This is a genomic window from Rhodococcus sp. AQ5-07 (assembly GCF_009707305.1).
Classification (GTDB): domain Bacteria; phylum Actinomycetota; class Actinomycetes; order Mycobacteriales; family Mycobacteriaceae; genus Rhodococcus_F; species Rhodococcus_F erythropolis.
In genome coordinates this window covers 2,471,011-2,485,814 of sequence record NZ_CP046099.1, presented here as the reverse complement: position 1 = coordinate 2,485,814, position 14,804 = coordinate 2,471,011, and the positions used below count along the sequence as shown (strand labels likewise).

The following is a 14,804-nucleotide window of genomic DNA, read 5'->3' as shown; positions in this document are numbered from 1 at the left end:
GATGTGACGCGCGCCGCCCAACTCCGACGCGTTGTCGTAGTCGGTTCGCGAAGGTCCTACCCTTGAGGTATGGCTACACCCGACCTCGCGCCGACAGATTCCCCACCGGAGTCCACACAGCACAGCGGTGCACCCGCTTCTTCGACCGCGATATTCGTGGTCAGTGGACTCATCGCAGGGCTCACCGCAGCCATCGTGGTGGGATTCTCCGCGTCGCAGGCACTGACTCTTCTGGGTATCCCGGATCCAGGCCCGATCACCACGTACGGCCTGCCCGCGATGCGGGCACTGGGGGAGATCGCCGCGGTCATTGCGATCGGGTCACTGCTGCTGGCCGCGTTCTTCGTGCCGCCGCAGAAGTCGGGCGTCCTCGACGTCGACGGCTATCGGGCAGTCCGAACTGCATCGCACGCCGCGATCGTGTGGGCGATCTGTTCGTTCATGATGGTGCCCCTGACGCTCTCCGACACATCGGGTCAGCCGTTCGCCGAAGCGATCAAACCGGCAAACCTCTGGTCGGGACTCGATCAGGTCGAGATCGCCGGCGCCTGGCGCTGGACGGCAATCATTGCGGTTGTTCTGGCGATCCTGGCCCGACTGACACTGCGCTGGTGGTGGACCCCGCTCCTGCTGCTGGTCGGTCTTCTCGGACTGATGCCGCTCGCTCTCACCGGTCACTCGTCTTCGGGCGGGTCGCATGACATCGCTACCAACAGCCTGATCCTGCACCTTGTGGCGGCTTCGCTCTGGGCCGGCGGCTTGTTCGCGCTACTGGCCCACGCGCGGCGCGGCGGCGATTACACCGACGTAGCAGCCCGACGCTTTTCGACGGTCGCATCCATCTGCTTCGTCGTCATGGGATTCAGCGGCGTCATCAACGCGATTGTCCGTCTGCCTCTCGACGACGTTTTCACCACGACGTATGGACGATTGATCGTCGCGAAAACGGTTGCACTGATCATCCTCGGGTTCTTCGGTTGGGCTCAGCGGAGTCGGGCGCTACCGGCGCTGGCGGAGAATCCGAAGAGTCGCTCTGCCCTGATTCGATTTGCCGGCGCTGAAGGCATCGTGATGGCGGCGACCATCGGTCTCGCGATCGGCCTCGGTCGTACCCCGCCGCCCCCGCCGCTGTCGATTCCCTCGATTCCCGAGGTCGAACTCGGTTACAACCTTCCGGACCCGCCGTCGTTCATGGCCTTCGTGACGGACTGGCGATTCGACCTCATGTTCGGCACCGCCGCGATCGCCGCGGCGATTCTGTACGGCATCGGCCTGCGCAAGCTGGCCAAGCGTGGAGACTCCTGGCCCGTCGGCCGAACCATCGCCTGGATGAGCGGTTGCGCGGTGCTCCTGATCGCCACGTCGTCCGGTGTCGGCAAGTACGCGCCGGCAGTCTTCAGCGTTCACATGGGCGCACATATGGCGCTGTCGATGTTGGGCCCAGTCCTGCTGGTTCTGGGTGCGCCGATCACTTTGGCTCTGCGGGCGCTCGATCCGGCGGGCAAGGACGGCGTGCCCGGCATTCGCGAGTGGATTCTGACCGCGCTGCACAGCCCGTTCTCACGATTCATCACCCACCCGATCGTGGCGGCAGTTCTCTTCGTCGGCGGTTTCTACGCGCTGTATCTCGGCGGAATCTACGGCGCGACCGTCGACTCGCACAGCGCTCACCTGCTGATGAACCTGCACTTCATCCTCAGCGGCTATCTCTTCTACTGGGTGGCGATCGGAATAGACCCGTCACCACGCCAATTGCAGCCGGTGACCAAGCTGGCGATGGTGTTCGGCTCACTTCCGTTCCACGCGTTTTTCGGCGTGGCATTGATGAGCACCACCGCAGTCATGGGCGGCGCGTACTTCCGCTCGCTCGGACTCGGTTGGAACAACGACCTGATCGGCGATCAGCAGCTGGGCGGCAGCATCGCGTGGGCGACCGGCGAGATCCCACTCATGGTGGTCATGCTCGCGCTGCTGGTTCAGTGGTCGCGCAGTGACGGAAGGACCGCGCGCCGAACGGACCGTGCCGCCGAGCGTGACCACGACGCCGACCTCGCTGCTCACAACGCCATGTTCGCCGAATTGGCCAGGCGGGACCGCGAGGGGTGGAAACCGCGTGAGGCTGCTGACGCGGAAACTGCAAGCGAGGACTCTGCGGGCGAGACACCCAGCGAGAAGAAATCCGACGAATCCTCCACTAGCACTTAGCTCCGACACTGCCCGGGCCGTTTGGCTCGGGCAGTGCTGTTTCTCCACAGCTGTCCCGCCGATGCACAGGTGGAAATCGAAATCCCGAGCCAGGCGTTTGCCGTTCCACAATCGAAACTGCCGACGCAATGATCGGCCCCGCGACAGTTGGCGGGTTCTGGAGTTCGAAGGGGGATCGGACATGTACGAAACGCATGCAACGGTTGTCGGAACCGTCATCACCAATCCGGTGAAGCGGCAGACAACCAATGGCGAAGAGGTGCTGAGCTTTCGGATGGCGAGCAACACGCGTCGCAAAGACGCGGTGACCGGAGAGTGGACGGACGGAGCGACCCTCTATCTCACGGTCAGTTGCTGGCGGCGGTTGGTCACCGGCGTCGGCGCATCCATCATGAAGGGTGATCCGGTCATGGTGGCGGGGGAGTTGCGCACCAACGAGTACACGACCAAAGAGGGTGTGCCTCGTTCCGATCTCGAGTTGCGGGCGACGGCAGTTGGCGCGGACCTTGCTCGTTGCATCTCGAAGATCGAGCGTCAGAGCAAGCCGACGTCGGCGGAGAATGTCGAGGACGCAGTCGACACCGTCGCTGCGTGAGAACTCAGATCGAGGGTTTCGGGCAGTCGCGGGGCCGAGAGTCGTGCCCCGCGTCCACTCGCTCGAGAAGTTCGGTGAGAGTTGCTCGCTCCGATTCGTCGAGGTCGTCGAACACATCCGAGGATTCTCGTCGTTGAGCTTTCGCGACGTCGGCAGCGAGGGTAGCGCCGGCGTCGGTGAGCTCTAGTAATACAGCTCGCCGATCGTTCGGATCGGGAGTGCGGCGCACCCATCCGGCCTCTTCGAGGGAATCCACGACGTCGGTCGCCGACCGCGGAACGATGCGCAATCGCTCGGCAAGAAACCCGAGTCGAACCGGCTCGCCCACTCGGGTCAGTACTCGCAGCGCTCGGCTTTGCGACGGCGAGAGACCGAATGGTTCCAGCGCTGCCACTTGGCGTCGGCGGATGAGCCGTGCCACGGACATCACGACGTCGGTGAGTTCGCGCTCTCGGGAATGCATGGCGTCAGTCTAGCGTTGTTGGTGTCAGCCTCATAGTGAGGTAACCTCACCAATATGAAACTAGGGTGAGAAAGCCTCCAGGAGGTAGAACGTGAAACCAGATCACATGCGAAACATCGAACGATCCGCTGTCGAGATCACTCCGGCGGACTCCGTACCGGCAAAGCGCGTACTCGGACTGTTCGCGCCGTATCGAACTCAGATCGCCATCGTCACCGCGGTCATCACACTCAGCGCGATCGTGGCGTTGGGCAGTCCGCTGCTCCTACGCGAAATGCTCGACAAGGCGATCCCGGACAAGAACCTCGGACTCGTCAGCGTTCTGGCCATCGGCATGATCGCCATTGCCGTGATCACGAGCTGTCTCGGCGTGGCGCAGACTTGGATGTCCAACAGCATCGGCCAGAAACTGATGCACCAACTGCGTGTGCGGGTCTACTCGCATCTGCAGAATCAGTCGCTCGGATTCTTCGCTCGAACCCGAACCGGAGAAGTTCAGTCGCGCATTGCCAACGACATCGGCGGTATGCAGTCGGTGGTCACCAACACGGCAACGTCCATCGCGCAGAATGCAACGACCGTGGCAGCCACCATTGTTGCTCTGTTCCTTCTGGATTGGCGACTCGCCATCTTCTCGCTGGCGATCTTGCCGGTGTTCATCCGTATCGCACGCAAGATCGGTGACGAGCGCCGCAAGATCTCGGGTAAGCGGCAGAAGCTACTCAGTGATCTGTCGGTCCAGGTGGAGGAATCTCTCTCCGTCAGTGGCATTCTCCTCGGCAAGACGACCGGCGCGAAGTCGGCTCTGACGGATCGATTCACCGAGCGTTCAGCGGAAGTCGCGGACGTCGAACTCCGGGCCATGATGGCCGGCAAGTGGCGCATGGCGACCATGTCGATCACCTTCGCAGCCATGCCCGCACTGGTCTACTGGTTCGCCGGTTTCACTCTCGATCACGGCAACACCATCACCGTCGGCACCCTCGTCGCATTCACCACACTGCAGACCCAGTTGTTCCGCCCCACCATGATGCTGCTCAACACGGGCGTCGAGGTGCAGAGTTCGATGGCACTGTTCAGTCGCGTGTTCGAGTACCTGGATCTGCCGATCGACATCGCGGATCCGGAAGAGTCGAAGAGCTTCGACCGCACCAAGATGTCCGGCGAACTTCGGTTCGACCACGTCGACTTCTCGTATCCAGGAACCGACAGCAAGACTCTCGACAACATCGACCTCGCGGTCCCGGCCGGCGGAACCTTGGCGCTGGTCGGCTCCACAGGTTCGGGCAAGACCACCCTCGGATACTTGGCCGCACGTCTGTACGACCCGACTGCGGGATCGGTGAGAATCGACGACATCGATCTGCGGGACCTCGATCTCGCGACGGTCTCCGATCTGGTGGGCGTGGTGTCGCAGGAGACGTACCTCTTCCATACGACGATTCGTGAGAACCTTCGGTTCGCGAAACCCGATGCCACCGACGCCGAGATCGAGCAAGCAGCGCGCATCGCGCAAATCCACGAGTTCATCTCCGGTCTCGACGACGGGTACGACACCATGGTCGGCGAGCGCGGCTACCGATTCTCCGGTGGTGAGAAACAGCGCATCGCGATCGCGCGCACAGTTCTGCGGAATCCGCCGATCCTGGTCCTCGACGAGGCGACGAGCGCCTTGGACAATCGCACTGAACGTGCGCTGCAGGACGCGCTCGACGAACTGATGGTCGGACGCACCACTCTTGTTGTAGCGCACAGGCTTTCCACGGTTCGAGATGCGGATCTCATCGCGGTCCTCGACCAGGGCGTGGTTGTGGAAAAGGGCACCCACGACGAACTTGTGCAACAAGGTGGGCGGTACGCACAGCTGCTCGCGGCTTCCGGTAGTGACGCGGTCGAACTCCCGTCGGAACTACAGACCGTGTGAGTGTAAGAAATGTCGGCCGTTTCACTTCCGCAAGTTTCTAGAACGTGTTCTACTTTAAAGGTCGTTGATCGACTATCAGTGGAGGCGGAAAGATCATGGGTCAGGTTCTGGACAACATCTCACAGTTCGCCGACGAGATCCGCGCCGACGGAGTCGAGGGCGACAAGCTGATGCGCTTGACGGACGGCAGCGCGAAGCGTTTGCGCGACTCCGGCGTCATCCGGATGTTGCAGCCGAAGGAATTCGGAGGCCTCGAGGCACATCCGCGTGAATTCGCCGAGACGGCAATGGCTATCGGCGCGATGGACGGTGCCACGGGCTGGGTCAGCGGCATCGTCGGTGTTCATCCGTGGGAGCTTGCGTTCTTCGACCGCAAGGCTCAGGAAGAGGTGTGGGGAACCGATCCCGATACGTGGATGGCGTCACCGTATGCGCCGATGGGCGTGGCGAGGCCGGTCGAGGGTGGCTACATCCTCAACGGGCGCTGGTCGTTCTCGTCCGGTACCGATCATTGTGACTGGATCATGATCGGTGCGATGGTCGGTGACGAGTCCGGTAAGCCGTTGATGCCGCCGAAGCACCTGCACGTACTGCTGCCGCGCTCCGATTACGACATCGACCAGGACAGCTGGAATGTCGTGGGGCTGCGCGGAACCGGGTCGAAGGATCTGATCGTCAAGGACGCGTTCCTGCCCACCTACCGCACGATCGACGCCGGAAAGGTTTTCGACGGGACGGCGTGGAAGGAAGCGGGCCGTACGGAGACGTTGTACAAGTTCCCGTTCTCCTGCATTTTCCCGTTGGGGATCACTTCGTCGTTGATCGGTATTGCTGAGGGTGCGTTGGCGTGCAACATGGCGGCGCAGCGTGAGCGTGTGACGGTCAGTGGTGTTCCGATCAAGGAAGATCCGTACGTGTTGTTCGCGATCGGTGAGGCGGCGGCCGAGATCGCTGCTTCTCGGGCTGCGATCTTGGAGACGGTGGATCGTTTCTGGGACATGACCGAGAAGGGTCAGGAAGTTTCGTTCGAGCTTCGTGCGATCGGTCGGCGTACGCAGACTGCTGCGGCGTGGCGTGCGGTGCGGGCGGTGGACGAGATCTTTGCTCGTTCCGGTGGTGGCGCGTTGCAGTTGAACACGCCGATGCAGCGGTTCTGGCGTGACGCTCATGCCGGTCTCGCGCACGCGATCCACGTACCCGGTTCCATCTTCCACGCGTCGACGCTCTCGCAGCTCGGTGGCGAGCCGAAGGGCATCCACCGGGCAATGATCTGAGCCGTCCGGGGGACACCCGGAGGTGTCCCCATCGCGGTTTTCGTGGGGGTCGATGAGCATGTCGGTGAATCTGGTCGATGACCTCGGACTGTCCGCAGAACCCGGATCGGAGTGAGTGCCAACGCGCAATGTGGGTTATAGGACAAACACCGATAGGCTGGCGGTCATGGCTGAGTTCATTTACACGATGAAGAAGGTGCGCAAGGCGCACGGTGACAAGGTCATCCTCGATGACGTCACGATGAGCTTTTACCCCGGCGCGAAGATCGGTGTCGTCGGACCGAACGGCGCTGGTAAATCCAGCATCCTCAAGATCATGGCCGGACTGGACCAGCCGGGCAACGGCGAGGCATTCCTGGCTCCGGGCGCGACCGTCGGCATCCTCATGCAGGAGCCGGAGCTCGACGAGACCAAGACGGTTCGCGAGAACGTCGAGGACGGTCTCGGAGAGACGATGGTCCAGCTCAAGCGGTACAACGAGATCGCCGAGCTGATGGCCACGGATTACTCCGACGAGCTCATGGAAGAGATGGGCGAACTGCAGGAGAAGCTCGATCACGCAGACGCGTGGGAGATCGACTCGCAGCTCGAGCAGGCTATGGACGCCCTGCGCTGCCCCCCGCCGGAAGAGATGGTCACCCACCTCTCCGGTGGTGAGAAGCGACGCGTTGCGCTCTGCAAGCTGCTGCTGAGCAAGCCCGACCTCCTGCTCCTCGATGAGCCCACCAACCACCTCGACGCCGAATCTGTCCTGTGGCTCGAGCAGCACCTCGCTGCTTACCCCGGCGCAATCCTCGCCGTGACCCACGATCGTTACTTCCTCGATCACGTCGCGCAGTGGATCTGTGAAGTCGACCGCGGACGCCTGTACCCGTACGAGGGCAACTACTCCACCTACCTGGAGCAGAAGGCTGCACGCCTCGAAGTTGCCGGCAAGAAGGATCAGAAGCTGCAGAAGCGCCTCAAGGACGAGCTCGCATGGGTTCGTTCCGGCGCCAAGGCCCGCCAGGCCAAGAACAAGGCTCGTCTCGATCGCTACGAGGAAATGGCGAACGAAGCCGAGAAGACCCGCAAACTCGACTTCGACGAGATCCAGATCCCGGCACCGCCGCGCCTGGGTGACGTAGTCGTGGAGGTCTCGAACCTCGACAAGGGCTTCGACGGCCGCGTGCTGATCAAGGATCTTTCGTTCACGTTGCCGCGCAACGGAATTGTCGGCGTCATCGGCCCCAACGGCGTCGGTAAGACGACGCTGTTCAAGACCATCGTCGGTCTCGAGGAGCCTGACGCCGGTGAGGTCAAGATCGGTCAGACGGTCAAGCTGAGCTACGTCGACCAGAACCGTTCCGGAATCGACCCCAAGAAGACGGTCTGGGAGACCGTGTCCGACGGGCTCGATTTCATCGTCGTCGGCCAGACCGAGTTCCCCTCGCGTGCGTACATCAGCTCGTTCGGTTTCAAGGGCCACGATCAGCAGAAGCCGGCCGGCGTCCTCTCCGGTGGTGAGCGCAACCGCCTGAACCTGGCGATGACGCTCAAGCAGGGCGGCAACCTGATCCTGCTCGATGAGCCCACCAACGACCTCGACGTCGAAACCCTCGGCTCGCTGGAGAACGCTCTCGAAGAGTTCCCCGGCTGCGCCGTCGTGATCTCGCACGATCGCTGGTTCCTGGACCGCACCTGTACCCACATCCTCGCGTGGGAAGGTGGCTTCGGCGACAACGAGGCAGCTTGGTACTGGTACGAGGGCAACTTCGAGGGCTACGAGGCGAACAAGGTCGAGCGACTCGGCCCCGACGCCGCACGCCCGCACCGCGTGACTCACCGCAAGCTCACCAGGGACTGATCCGGTGTCCGACGTATACACAGCGCAGATCCAGGTCCGGTGGGGCGATTCCGACCGGTTGGGTCACGTCAACAACACGCGTTACGTCGAGTACATGCAGGAAGCACGCATCCAGTTCCTGGAAGCGAAACTGGCGCCGCTCGGCGGCCGGCCGGGATACCTCGTGGTTCGAAAGATGACCATCGAGTTCCTCAAGCCGGTCACCGATCGGTCCGGTCCGTTGAACGTGGAGATCTTCACGACTCACGTCGGGACTTCCTCGTTCACGGTTCGGCACGTCATCCGTGACAACGCGGGTGTCGAATGCGCCTTCGGCGACGCGTTGATGGTCGGATTCGACACCGTGTCCGAAAAGTCCAGACCGCTGGCGGACAGCGAACGTGCGGTGCTCGAAGCATCGCTTGTTCAGATGACGACATCGTAGATTTCGTTTCTCAGTTCACCCTAGGTACTGGTTGCCGCGGCTAGTCTCGAGTCAGAGATTGGTCGCGGCGATCAGAACCCACAAGGATGTGAGCCAGGAATGACAGACCGTGTACGGCAGCAGGGCACAGGCCTCGACGAAGCGACGTTGTTGACGCGTCTTCGCGAGGCCTTTTTCACGCACATCGACGAGGGTGACAGCGACGACGTCATCAACGGTCGATCGGATCGAGTCCTGCTCGCGCATCTCGCGCTCGGGAGGCAGCGGACGCCAGGCACGGCCGTATGGCGTGTGTACCGCCCGTCAGGATCCGAGGGTCTCGGCGCTGCCGTCCAGATCGTCACCGACGACATGTCGTTGCTCGTCGAGTCCGTTACCGCGATGCTCAACCGACAAGGCGTGGGAATCAGTCAATTCGCCCATCCGATCCTGACGGTTGAACGCGACAACGCGGGCAATCTGATTTCCTTGGGCGACAGCGGTATCCAAGAATCCTGGATGCACGTCCAGTTGGACTCCGAAGTCGAGGATTCCGATCTCGACGCGATCGAAGCCCACCTCGGCAAAGTGCTCGCGGACGTCCGCCAGGTGGTTGGTGATACCCCGGATATGAAGGCACTGCAACTGCGCGTTGCCGACGAGTTGGAGAGTGCTGCAGAAACTGCCTCCGGGAGGATCACCCCCGAAGAATTCTCCGATACCGCTCGGCTGCTCCGGTGGATGGCGGACGGAAACTACGCCGTACTCGGATACCGGCGATTCGAGGGCACGAAGGACGGCTCACGCACGGTCGCCGGCAGCGGGCTCGGCGTGCTGCGCTCCGACGCGGTCACCGAAGGCCCGATGAGTTTGCCTCCAGTTGCAGATCTCCCGGATCGACCGCTTCTGGTCCTGACGCAGGGATCGTTCCCCGCCACGGTGCACCGCGCTGTTTACCCGTACTTCGTGGGTGTCTCGATCCTCGACGACGAGGGAAACATCGTGGGGGAGCACAGATTCCTGGGTGTGTTCACCGTGGTCGCACTCCACGAGAACGTCCTCGCGATTCCTCTGATCGAGCGACGCGTCCGCGAAGTCATCGCGCGTGCCGGTGTCGACCTGCATTCGTACTCCGGGCAGGCGATGCTCGAGGTCATCCAGTCCTTCCCGCGCACCGAGTTGTTCTCGAGCGATGCCGAGACCTTGTTCGAGACCGTCCACGCCGTGCACAGCATCGGGCTGCGTCGACAGGTGCGACTCTTCGTCCGCGAGGACACGTTCGGACGGTTCGTATCCTGCTTGGTGTATCTGCCTCGCGACCGGTATACGACGCGGGTGCGACTGGCGATGCAAAACCTGTTGTGGCGCGAATTCGGCCCAGGCACAGTTGATTACACCGCCCGGGTTACCGAGAACGATCTTGCGCTGTTGCACGTGACGATCCGGCGCGATCCGGACAGTGAGCCGGTTCACCTGGATGTCTCCGAGGCCAACCGCGAGCGAGTTCAGGCCCTGCTGACCGAAGTCAGTCGTAGCTGGGACGACCGCATCAACGACCTTGTTCGCGACATTCCGGGTGTGGATCCGGAACTGGTGCAACGGTATTCGCGGGTGCTTCCCGATGGATACAAGGAGGACTTCGAACCGTCACGCGCGCTGGCCGACATCGCCAGGCTCGAGGCCTTGGCGCCAGGCGCGATCGACGTACTGCTCTATCGCGCTGTGGACTCCGCGCCCGGTGCCTGGCGCTTCACGCTCTTCGTCGGCGGCGACGGTATCTCGTTGAGTCAGGTGCTCCCCGTGCTGCAGTCTCTCGGCGTCGAAGTTCTCGACGAGCGACCGCACGTCGTGCAGCGACTCGACGGCGTTCAGTGCTGGATCTACGATTTCGGATTGTCGGTACCGGCGGATCTTCGGGCGTCGGTCGAGATCGACCTCGATGCGCAGGTGCCGCTCGAGACCAGTACCGCCCCGCTGACCGAGGTCCAGAAGCGATTCACGGCTGCATTCGGTGCAGTCTGGTTCGGCCGGGCAGAAGCTGACCGATTCAACGAGTTGGTGCTGCGGGCCGGAATGTCCTGGCGGCAAGCCGTGGTGTTGCGTGCTTACGCAAAGTATTTGCGCCAGGCCACATTTCCGTACAGTCAGTTCCACATCGAAGGAATCGCGCTAACGCACCCGCAGACCGCGTTTGCATTGGTGCAGTTGTTCGAGGCGATGTTCGACCCCGAGAAACAGGACGACATTCGCGTCGCCGAATTGGACGAGCAGTTGCGTGCGTCCATCGACGAGGTACTCAGCTTGGATGCCGATCGCATTCTGCGTGGAATGTTCTCCTTGGTGAAGGCGACCTTGCGTACCAATTTCTACGTCGTCGACGCCGATGGCCGCTCTCGCGACTACCTGTCGGTCAAGCTCGATCCCTCGCGGATCAGCGAGTTGCCCAAGCCGCGGCCGGCTTTCGAGATCTACGTGTACTCACCCGAGGTCGAAGGCGTCCACCTGCGATTCGGCGCAGTAGCGCGCGGCGGACTCCGCTGGTCCGACCGGCGCGAGGATTTCCGCACCGAGGTGCTCGGCTTGGTGAAGGCTCAGGCCGTCAAGAACGCGGTGATCGTGCCGGTCGGCGCCAAGGGCGGCTTCGTCGTGAAGAATCCGCCTCTGCCGACGGGTGATCCGGCGGCTGATCGAACGGCGACGCTGGAAACCGGCAAGGCCTGCTACACCACGTTCATCTCCGGATTGCTCGACATCACGGACAACGTGCACGCGGCTACCGGCGAAGTTGTGACGCCGGATCGAGTGGTGCGCAAGGACGATCAGGATCGCTACCTGGTGGTCGCCGCGGACAAGGGCACGGCGACGTTCTCGGATCTCGCGAATTCGGTTGCCGCCAAGTACGACTTCTGGCTCGGCGACGCGTTTGCCTCCGGTGGCTCCGTGGGATACGACCACAAGGGCATGGGAATCACCGCTCGCGGCGCCTGGGAAAGCGTCAAGCGGCACTTCCGCGAACTCGGGGTCGACACGCAGACGCAGGATTTCACGACGGTAGGCGTCGGCGACATGAGCGGAGACGTGTTCGGCAACGGAATGCTCCTCAGTCGGCACATCCGACTGGTGGGTGCGTTCGACCATCGACACATCTTCCTCGATCCGAACCCGGATGCAGCGCGTTCGTTCGTCGAACGTCAACGACTTTTCGAGTTGCCACGGTCGTCATGGGCCGACTACGACAAGAGCCTGATCAGTGAAGGTGGCGGCATCTGGGACCGCACGGTCAAGTCGGTTCCGATCGCCGAAAGCGTCAGGATCGCACTGGGTCTGGCCGAGGGGGTCACGAAGCTCTCGCCGCCGGAATTGATGCAGGCGATTCTGTCGGCACCGGTGGATCTGCTGTGGAACGGCGGAATCGGTACGTACGTCAAGGCTTCGACCGAGACGAACGCGCAGGTCGGAGACAAGAGCAACGACGCGGTGCGAGTCGACGGTCAAGACCTGCGGGTCAAGGTGATCGGTGAGGGCGGCAACCTCGGCGTGACTGCTCTGGGACGAATCGAGTTCAGCGCCAACGGCGGTCACATCAACACCGACGCCATCGACAACTCGGCAGGCGTCGACTGCTCCGATCACGAAGTGAACATCAAGATCCTTCTCGATTCGCTCGTGCGTTCGCAGTTACTGCCGACTCAGGAACGGAATCCGTTGCTGGCGTCGATGACCGACGACGTGGCGGCGTTGGTGTTGGCGGACAACATCGCCCAGAACGCGCTGCTCGGAATCTCCCGCGTGACCGCGTCGCAGATGCTCGGTGTTCACCGCCGTCAGTTGACGGATCTGACCAAGGCACGTGGCCTTGACCGCAAGCTCGAGGCGTTGCCGACCGACAAGGAGATCGAGCGTCGACTCGAGGCCGGTGTGGGTCTGACGTCGCCGGAATTGGCGACGCTGACGGCGCACGTGAAGCTTTCACTCAAGGACGATCTGCTCGCAACCGAGTTGCCGGACAACGATTTCTTCGCCCAGCAGATCCCGCAGTACTTCCCGACCGCTGTTCGTGATCGGTTCGAAACGGAGATCAAAGCACACCCATTGCGGCGGCAGATCGTCGCGACGATGCTCGTGAACGAAGTGATCGACAACGGCGGAATCACGTACGCCTACCGCTTGGCCGAGGAGACCGGAGCGAGCAGTACCGACTCGATCCGTGCCTACGCCGCTGTGCGAGAGGTCTTTGCGCTCGACGAGGTGTGGTCGCGAATCCGCTCGGCCGGCGTCAGTGCAGAGATCGAAAATGAACTGATCGTGGAGTCATGCCGCCTGCTCGACCGCGCGTCGCGCTGGTTCCTGGCCAATCGACCCCAGCCGATCGCCGTCGGCGCCGAGGTAGCGCGCTATTCGGCGGCGTATCGGGCGACGGCGCCTCTGGTTCCAGGGCTGCTCGCCGGCCATCAGCTCGACGATCTGCTGGTGCGGGCCCAATCCGTGATCGATCGTGGGGCTCCGGAAGCGTTGGCACTGGACGTGTTCCGACTGCTCGACGTCTACTGCCTACTCGACATCGCGGATATCGCCGACATCGCAGATCACGACATCACCGAAGTCGCGGAGCTGTATTACGCCTTGGATGCGCATCTGGGAATCGACTGGTTGCTGAGCGCCGTTTCGGGACTCGAGCGCGGCGATCGCTGGCACTCGCTCGCGCGGCTTGCGTTGCGAGACGACCTCTACAGTTCGCTTCGGCAGCTGACGATGGAGGTTCTGGCCGGCGGCGAGCCGGGGGAGTCACCGCAGGAGAAGATCGACGAATGGGAATCGACCAACGCCTCGCGGCTGAGCCGAGCGAGGGCAGCTCTCGTCGAGATCTTCGAGTCTGGGACGCTTGACCTCGCGACGCTCTCGGTGGCGGCGCGTCAGGTTCGTAGCATGGTGCGCAGCATGGGCACCCGATCGGAGGTAGGACGTTGAGCGAAGGATTCCACGCCGAAGTTGTGGTTCGGTGGTCCGACATGGATGCCTTCCAGCACATCAACCACGCACGGATGGTGACGTTGCTCGAAGAGGCGCGGATTCCTTGGTTGTTCGAAGACTCGCGCCCGACGGTCACCCTGCGTGACGGGGCTGTGATTGCCGATCTCCATGTGCGGTACCGCGGGCAACTGCGGCACGACGATTCACCGCTCGATGTCTTCATGTGGGTGGAAAAGGTTCGCGCGGTGGACTTCACCATCGCGTACGAGGTTCGCCCCCGCGGCGCCGATCTCAGCGTCCCGCCGTCCATCGTGGCATCGACTCAGATCGCGGCCTTCGATATCGACACTCAACGTCTGCGCCGCCTCAGCGGGCCCGAGCGGGAGTACTTGGAGAGCTGGCAACGTGCATGAACGTGTCCTGACCGTGCCCGAGGAGGCCGAGCGAAAGAACTTGGCCGGCTTCATCGGTCACGCCTTGCGTTTGGACGAGTCCGCGGTCATCCGAATGCGTCGACGCGGCGATGCGCACCTGAGCGTCTGGGCGTCAACGGGTTTCGACGCTCTGGCGACGCGAACCGTGGCGGGCACCATCAACCCTGACGACACGTCGGCTGCCGGCGATCAGTTGCTCTCGGCGGTGGAGCAGGCAACTGGTGAGCTGATCGATCCGGGGTTCGCCATGGATTCGGCGTGGCGTGGGGCGTTGCCGCCGATGGACGGCTTCGAGCACCTGGACGACGTACCCGCCCGGGTGTTGATCGAACTGGCGCAGCGGGGCAACGCCTTGGCGCTCGAGCATGGAAGTAGTCACGGGCCGCCGGCGTCGTTGCTCGATCAGGACGTGCTCGAGGTCAGTGGTCCGTCAGGCACGGTCGGGATCTCGATGCGAGTTATTTTTGCCTTGACCGCAATGGGATTCGTTCCGCACGCCGGATCCGAAGCGATGACTGCGGACATCGATCTCGAACAGATCGACGCGTCGGAACTGGTTCGGGTGCGGGCGAGTAGATCGTGGGTGCGCCTCGATGCACGGTTTGGTTCGATCTACCGTCACCGCGGTGGTTCGATACCGCTGATGGTTGCGCGGTAGGAGTTCAGGCGACGGCCACCACCAGCGCGAT

General features: G+C 62.6%; 10 protein-coding genes. 9 read left to right on the top strand and 1 reads right to left on the bottom strand.

Features of this window, described 5'->3' with window-relative positions:
- The first annotated feature begins 69 nt into the window (after nucleotides 1-69).
- Together GJB56_RS11385 and ssb are read left to right on the top strand one after the other, a co-directional pair.
- Nucleotides 70-2,205, top strand: a complete 2,136-nt coding sequence (locus GJB56_RS11385; RefSeq protein WP_113684270.1) for a cytochrome c oxidase assembly protein — start codon at nucleotides 70-72, stop codon at nucleotides 2,203-2,205.
- Between the two features lie 181 nt (nucleotides 2,206-2,386).
- On the top strand, nucleotides 2,387-2,800 hold the full coding sequence (gene ssb, locus GJB56_RS11380) for a single-stranded DNA-binding protein (protein ID WP_007733347.1): 414 nt from the start codon (nucleotides 2,387-2,389) through the stop codon (nucleotides 2,798-2,800).
- A 4-nt stretch (nucleotides 2,801-2,804) separates the two neighbouring features.
- Here ssb and GJB56_RS11375 read toward each other — a convergent pair whose 3' ends face one another.
- The gene (locus GJB56_RS11375) at nucleotides 2,805-3,263 is read right to left on the bottom strand and encodes a MarR family winged helix-turn-helix transcriptional regulator (RefSeq protein ID WP_020970009.1); all 459 of its coding nucleotides are present in this window, start codon (nucleotides 3,261-3,263) and stop codon (nucleotides 2,805-2,807) included.
- 106 nt (nucleotides 3,264-3,369) lie between these two features.
- Between GJB56_RS11375 and GJB56_RS11370 the strand changes: the two genes are divergently transcribed.
- The 7 genes from GJB56_RS11370 (at nucleotide 3,370) to GJB56_RS11340 (ending at nucleotide 14,773) form a co-directional block, all read left to right on the top strand.
- The gene (locus tag GJB56_RS11370) at nucleotides 3,370-5,187 is read left to right on the top strand and encodes an ABC transporter ATP-binding protein (RefSeq protein WP_053061983.1); all 1,818 of its coding nucleotides are present in this window, start codon (nucleotides 3,370-3,372) and stop codon (nucleotides 5,185-5,187) included.
- Nucleotides 5,188-5,282: 95 nt separating this feature from the next.
- The gene (locus tag GJB56_RS11365; protein WP_154606669.1) at nucleotides 5,283-6,461 is read left to right on the top strand and encodes an acyl-CoA dehydrogenase family protein; all 1,179 of its coding nucleotides are present in this window, start codon (nucleotides 5,283-5,285) and stop codon (nucleotides 6,459-6,461) included.
- A 166-nt stretch (nucleotides 6,462-6,627) separates the two neighbouring features.
- Nucleotides 6,628-8,307, top strand: a complete 1,680-nt coding sequence (gene ettA / locus GJB56_RS11360; RefSeq protein ID WP_007730925.1) for an energy-dependent translational throttle protein EttA — start codon at nucleotides 6,628-6,630, stop codon at nucleotides 8,305-8,307.
- Between the two features lie 4 nt (nucleotides 8,308-8,311).
- Complete coding sequence (locus GJB56_RS11355) at nucleotides 8,312-8,731, top strand: acyl-CoA thioesterase (RefSeq protein ID WP_019749099.1); 420 nt, start codon at nucleotides 8,312-8,314, stop codon at nucleotides 8,729-8,731.
- A 99-nt stretch (nucleotides 8,732-8,830) separates the two neighbouring features.
- Nucleotides 8,831-13,678 (top strand): NAD-glutamate dehydrogenase, encoded by a 4,848-nt coding sequence (locus tag GJB56_RS11350; RefSeq protein WP_113683749.1) that lies wholly within the window; start codon nucleotides 8,831-8,833, stop codon nucleotides 13,676-13,678.
- A 41-nt stretch (nucleotides 13,679-13,719) separates the two neighbouring features.
- Nucleotides 13,720-14,094, top strand: coding sequence for an acyl-CoA thioesterase (locus GJB56_RS11345; protein ID WP_042450296.1), 375 nt, complete (start codon nucleotides 13,720-13,722; stop codon nucleotides 14,092-14,094).
- On the top strand, nucleotides 14,087-14,773 hold the full coding sequence (locus GJB56_RS11340) for a hypothetical protein (protein ID WP_019749097.1): 687 nt from the start codon (nucleotides 14,087-14,089) through the stop codon (nucleotides 14,771-14,773). The genes GJB56_RS11345 and GJB56_RS11340 overlap by 8 nt, the downstream gene beginning before the upstream one ends.
- The last annotated feature ends 31 nt before the right edge of the window (nucleotides 14,774-14,804 follow it).

What these genes read in the sequence shown, in the direction of transcription:
- ettA (WP_007730925.1), top strand. Translation starts at nt 6,628, where the DNA reads ATGGCTGAGTTCATTTACACGATGAAGAAGGTGCGCAAGGCGCACGGT.
- ssb (WP_007733347.1), top strand. Translation starts at nt 2,387, where the DNA reads ATGTACGAAACGCATGCAACGGTTGTCGGAACCGTCATCACCAATCCG.
- GJB56_RS11370 (WP_053061983.1), top strand. Translation starts at nt 3,370, where the DNA reads ATGCGAAACATCGAACGATCCGCTGTCGAGATCACTCCGGCGGACTCC.
- GJB56_RS11345 (WP_042450296.1), top strand. Translation starts at nt 13,720, where the DNA reads ATGGATGCCTTCCAGCACATCAACCACGCACGGATGGTGACGTTGCTC.
- GJB56_RS11375 (WP_020970009.1), bottom strand. Translation starts at nt 3,263, where the DNA reads ATGCATTCCCGAGAGCGCGAACTCACCGACGTCGTGATGTCCGTGGCA.
- GJB56_RS11385 (WP_113684270.1), top strand. Translation starts at nt 70, where the DNA reads ATGGCTACACCCGACCTCGCGCCGACAGATTCCCCACCGGAGTCCACA.
- GJB56_RS11365 (WP_154606669.1), top strand. Translation starts at nt 5,283, where the DNA reads ATGGGTCAGGTTCTGGACAACATCTCACAGTTCGCCGACGAGATCCGC.
- GJB56_RS11350 (WP_113683749.1), top strand. Translation starts at nt 8,831, where the DNA reads ATGACAGACCGTGTACGGCAGCAGGGCACAGGCCTCGACGAAGCGACG.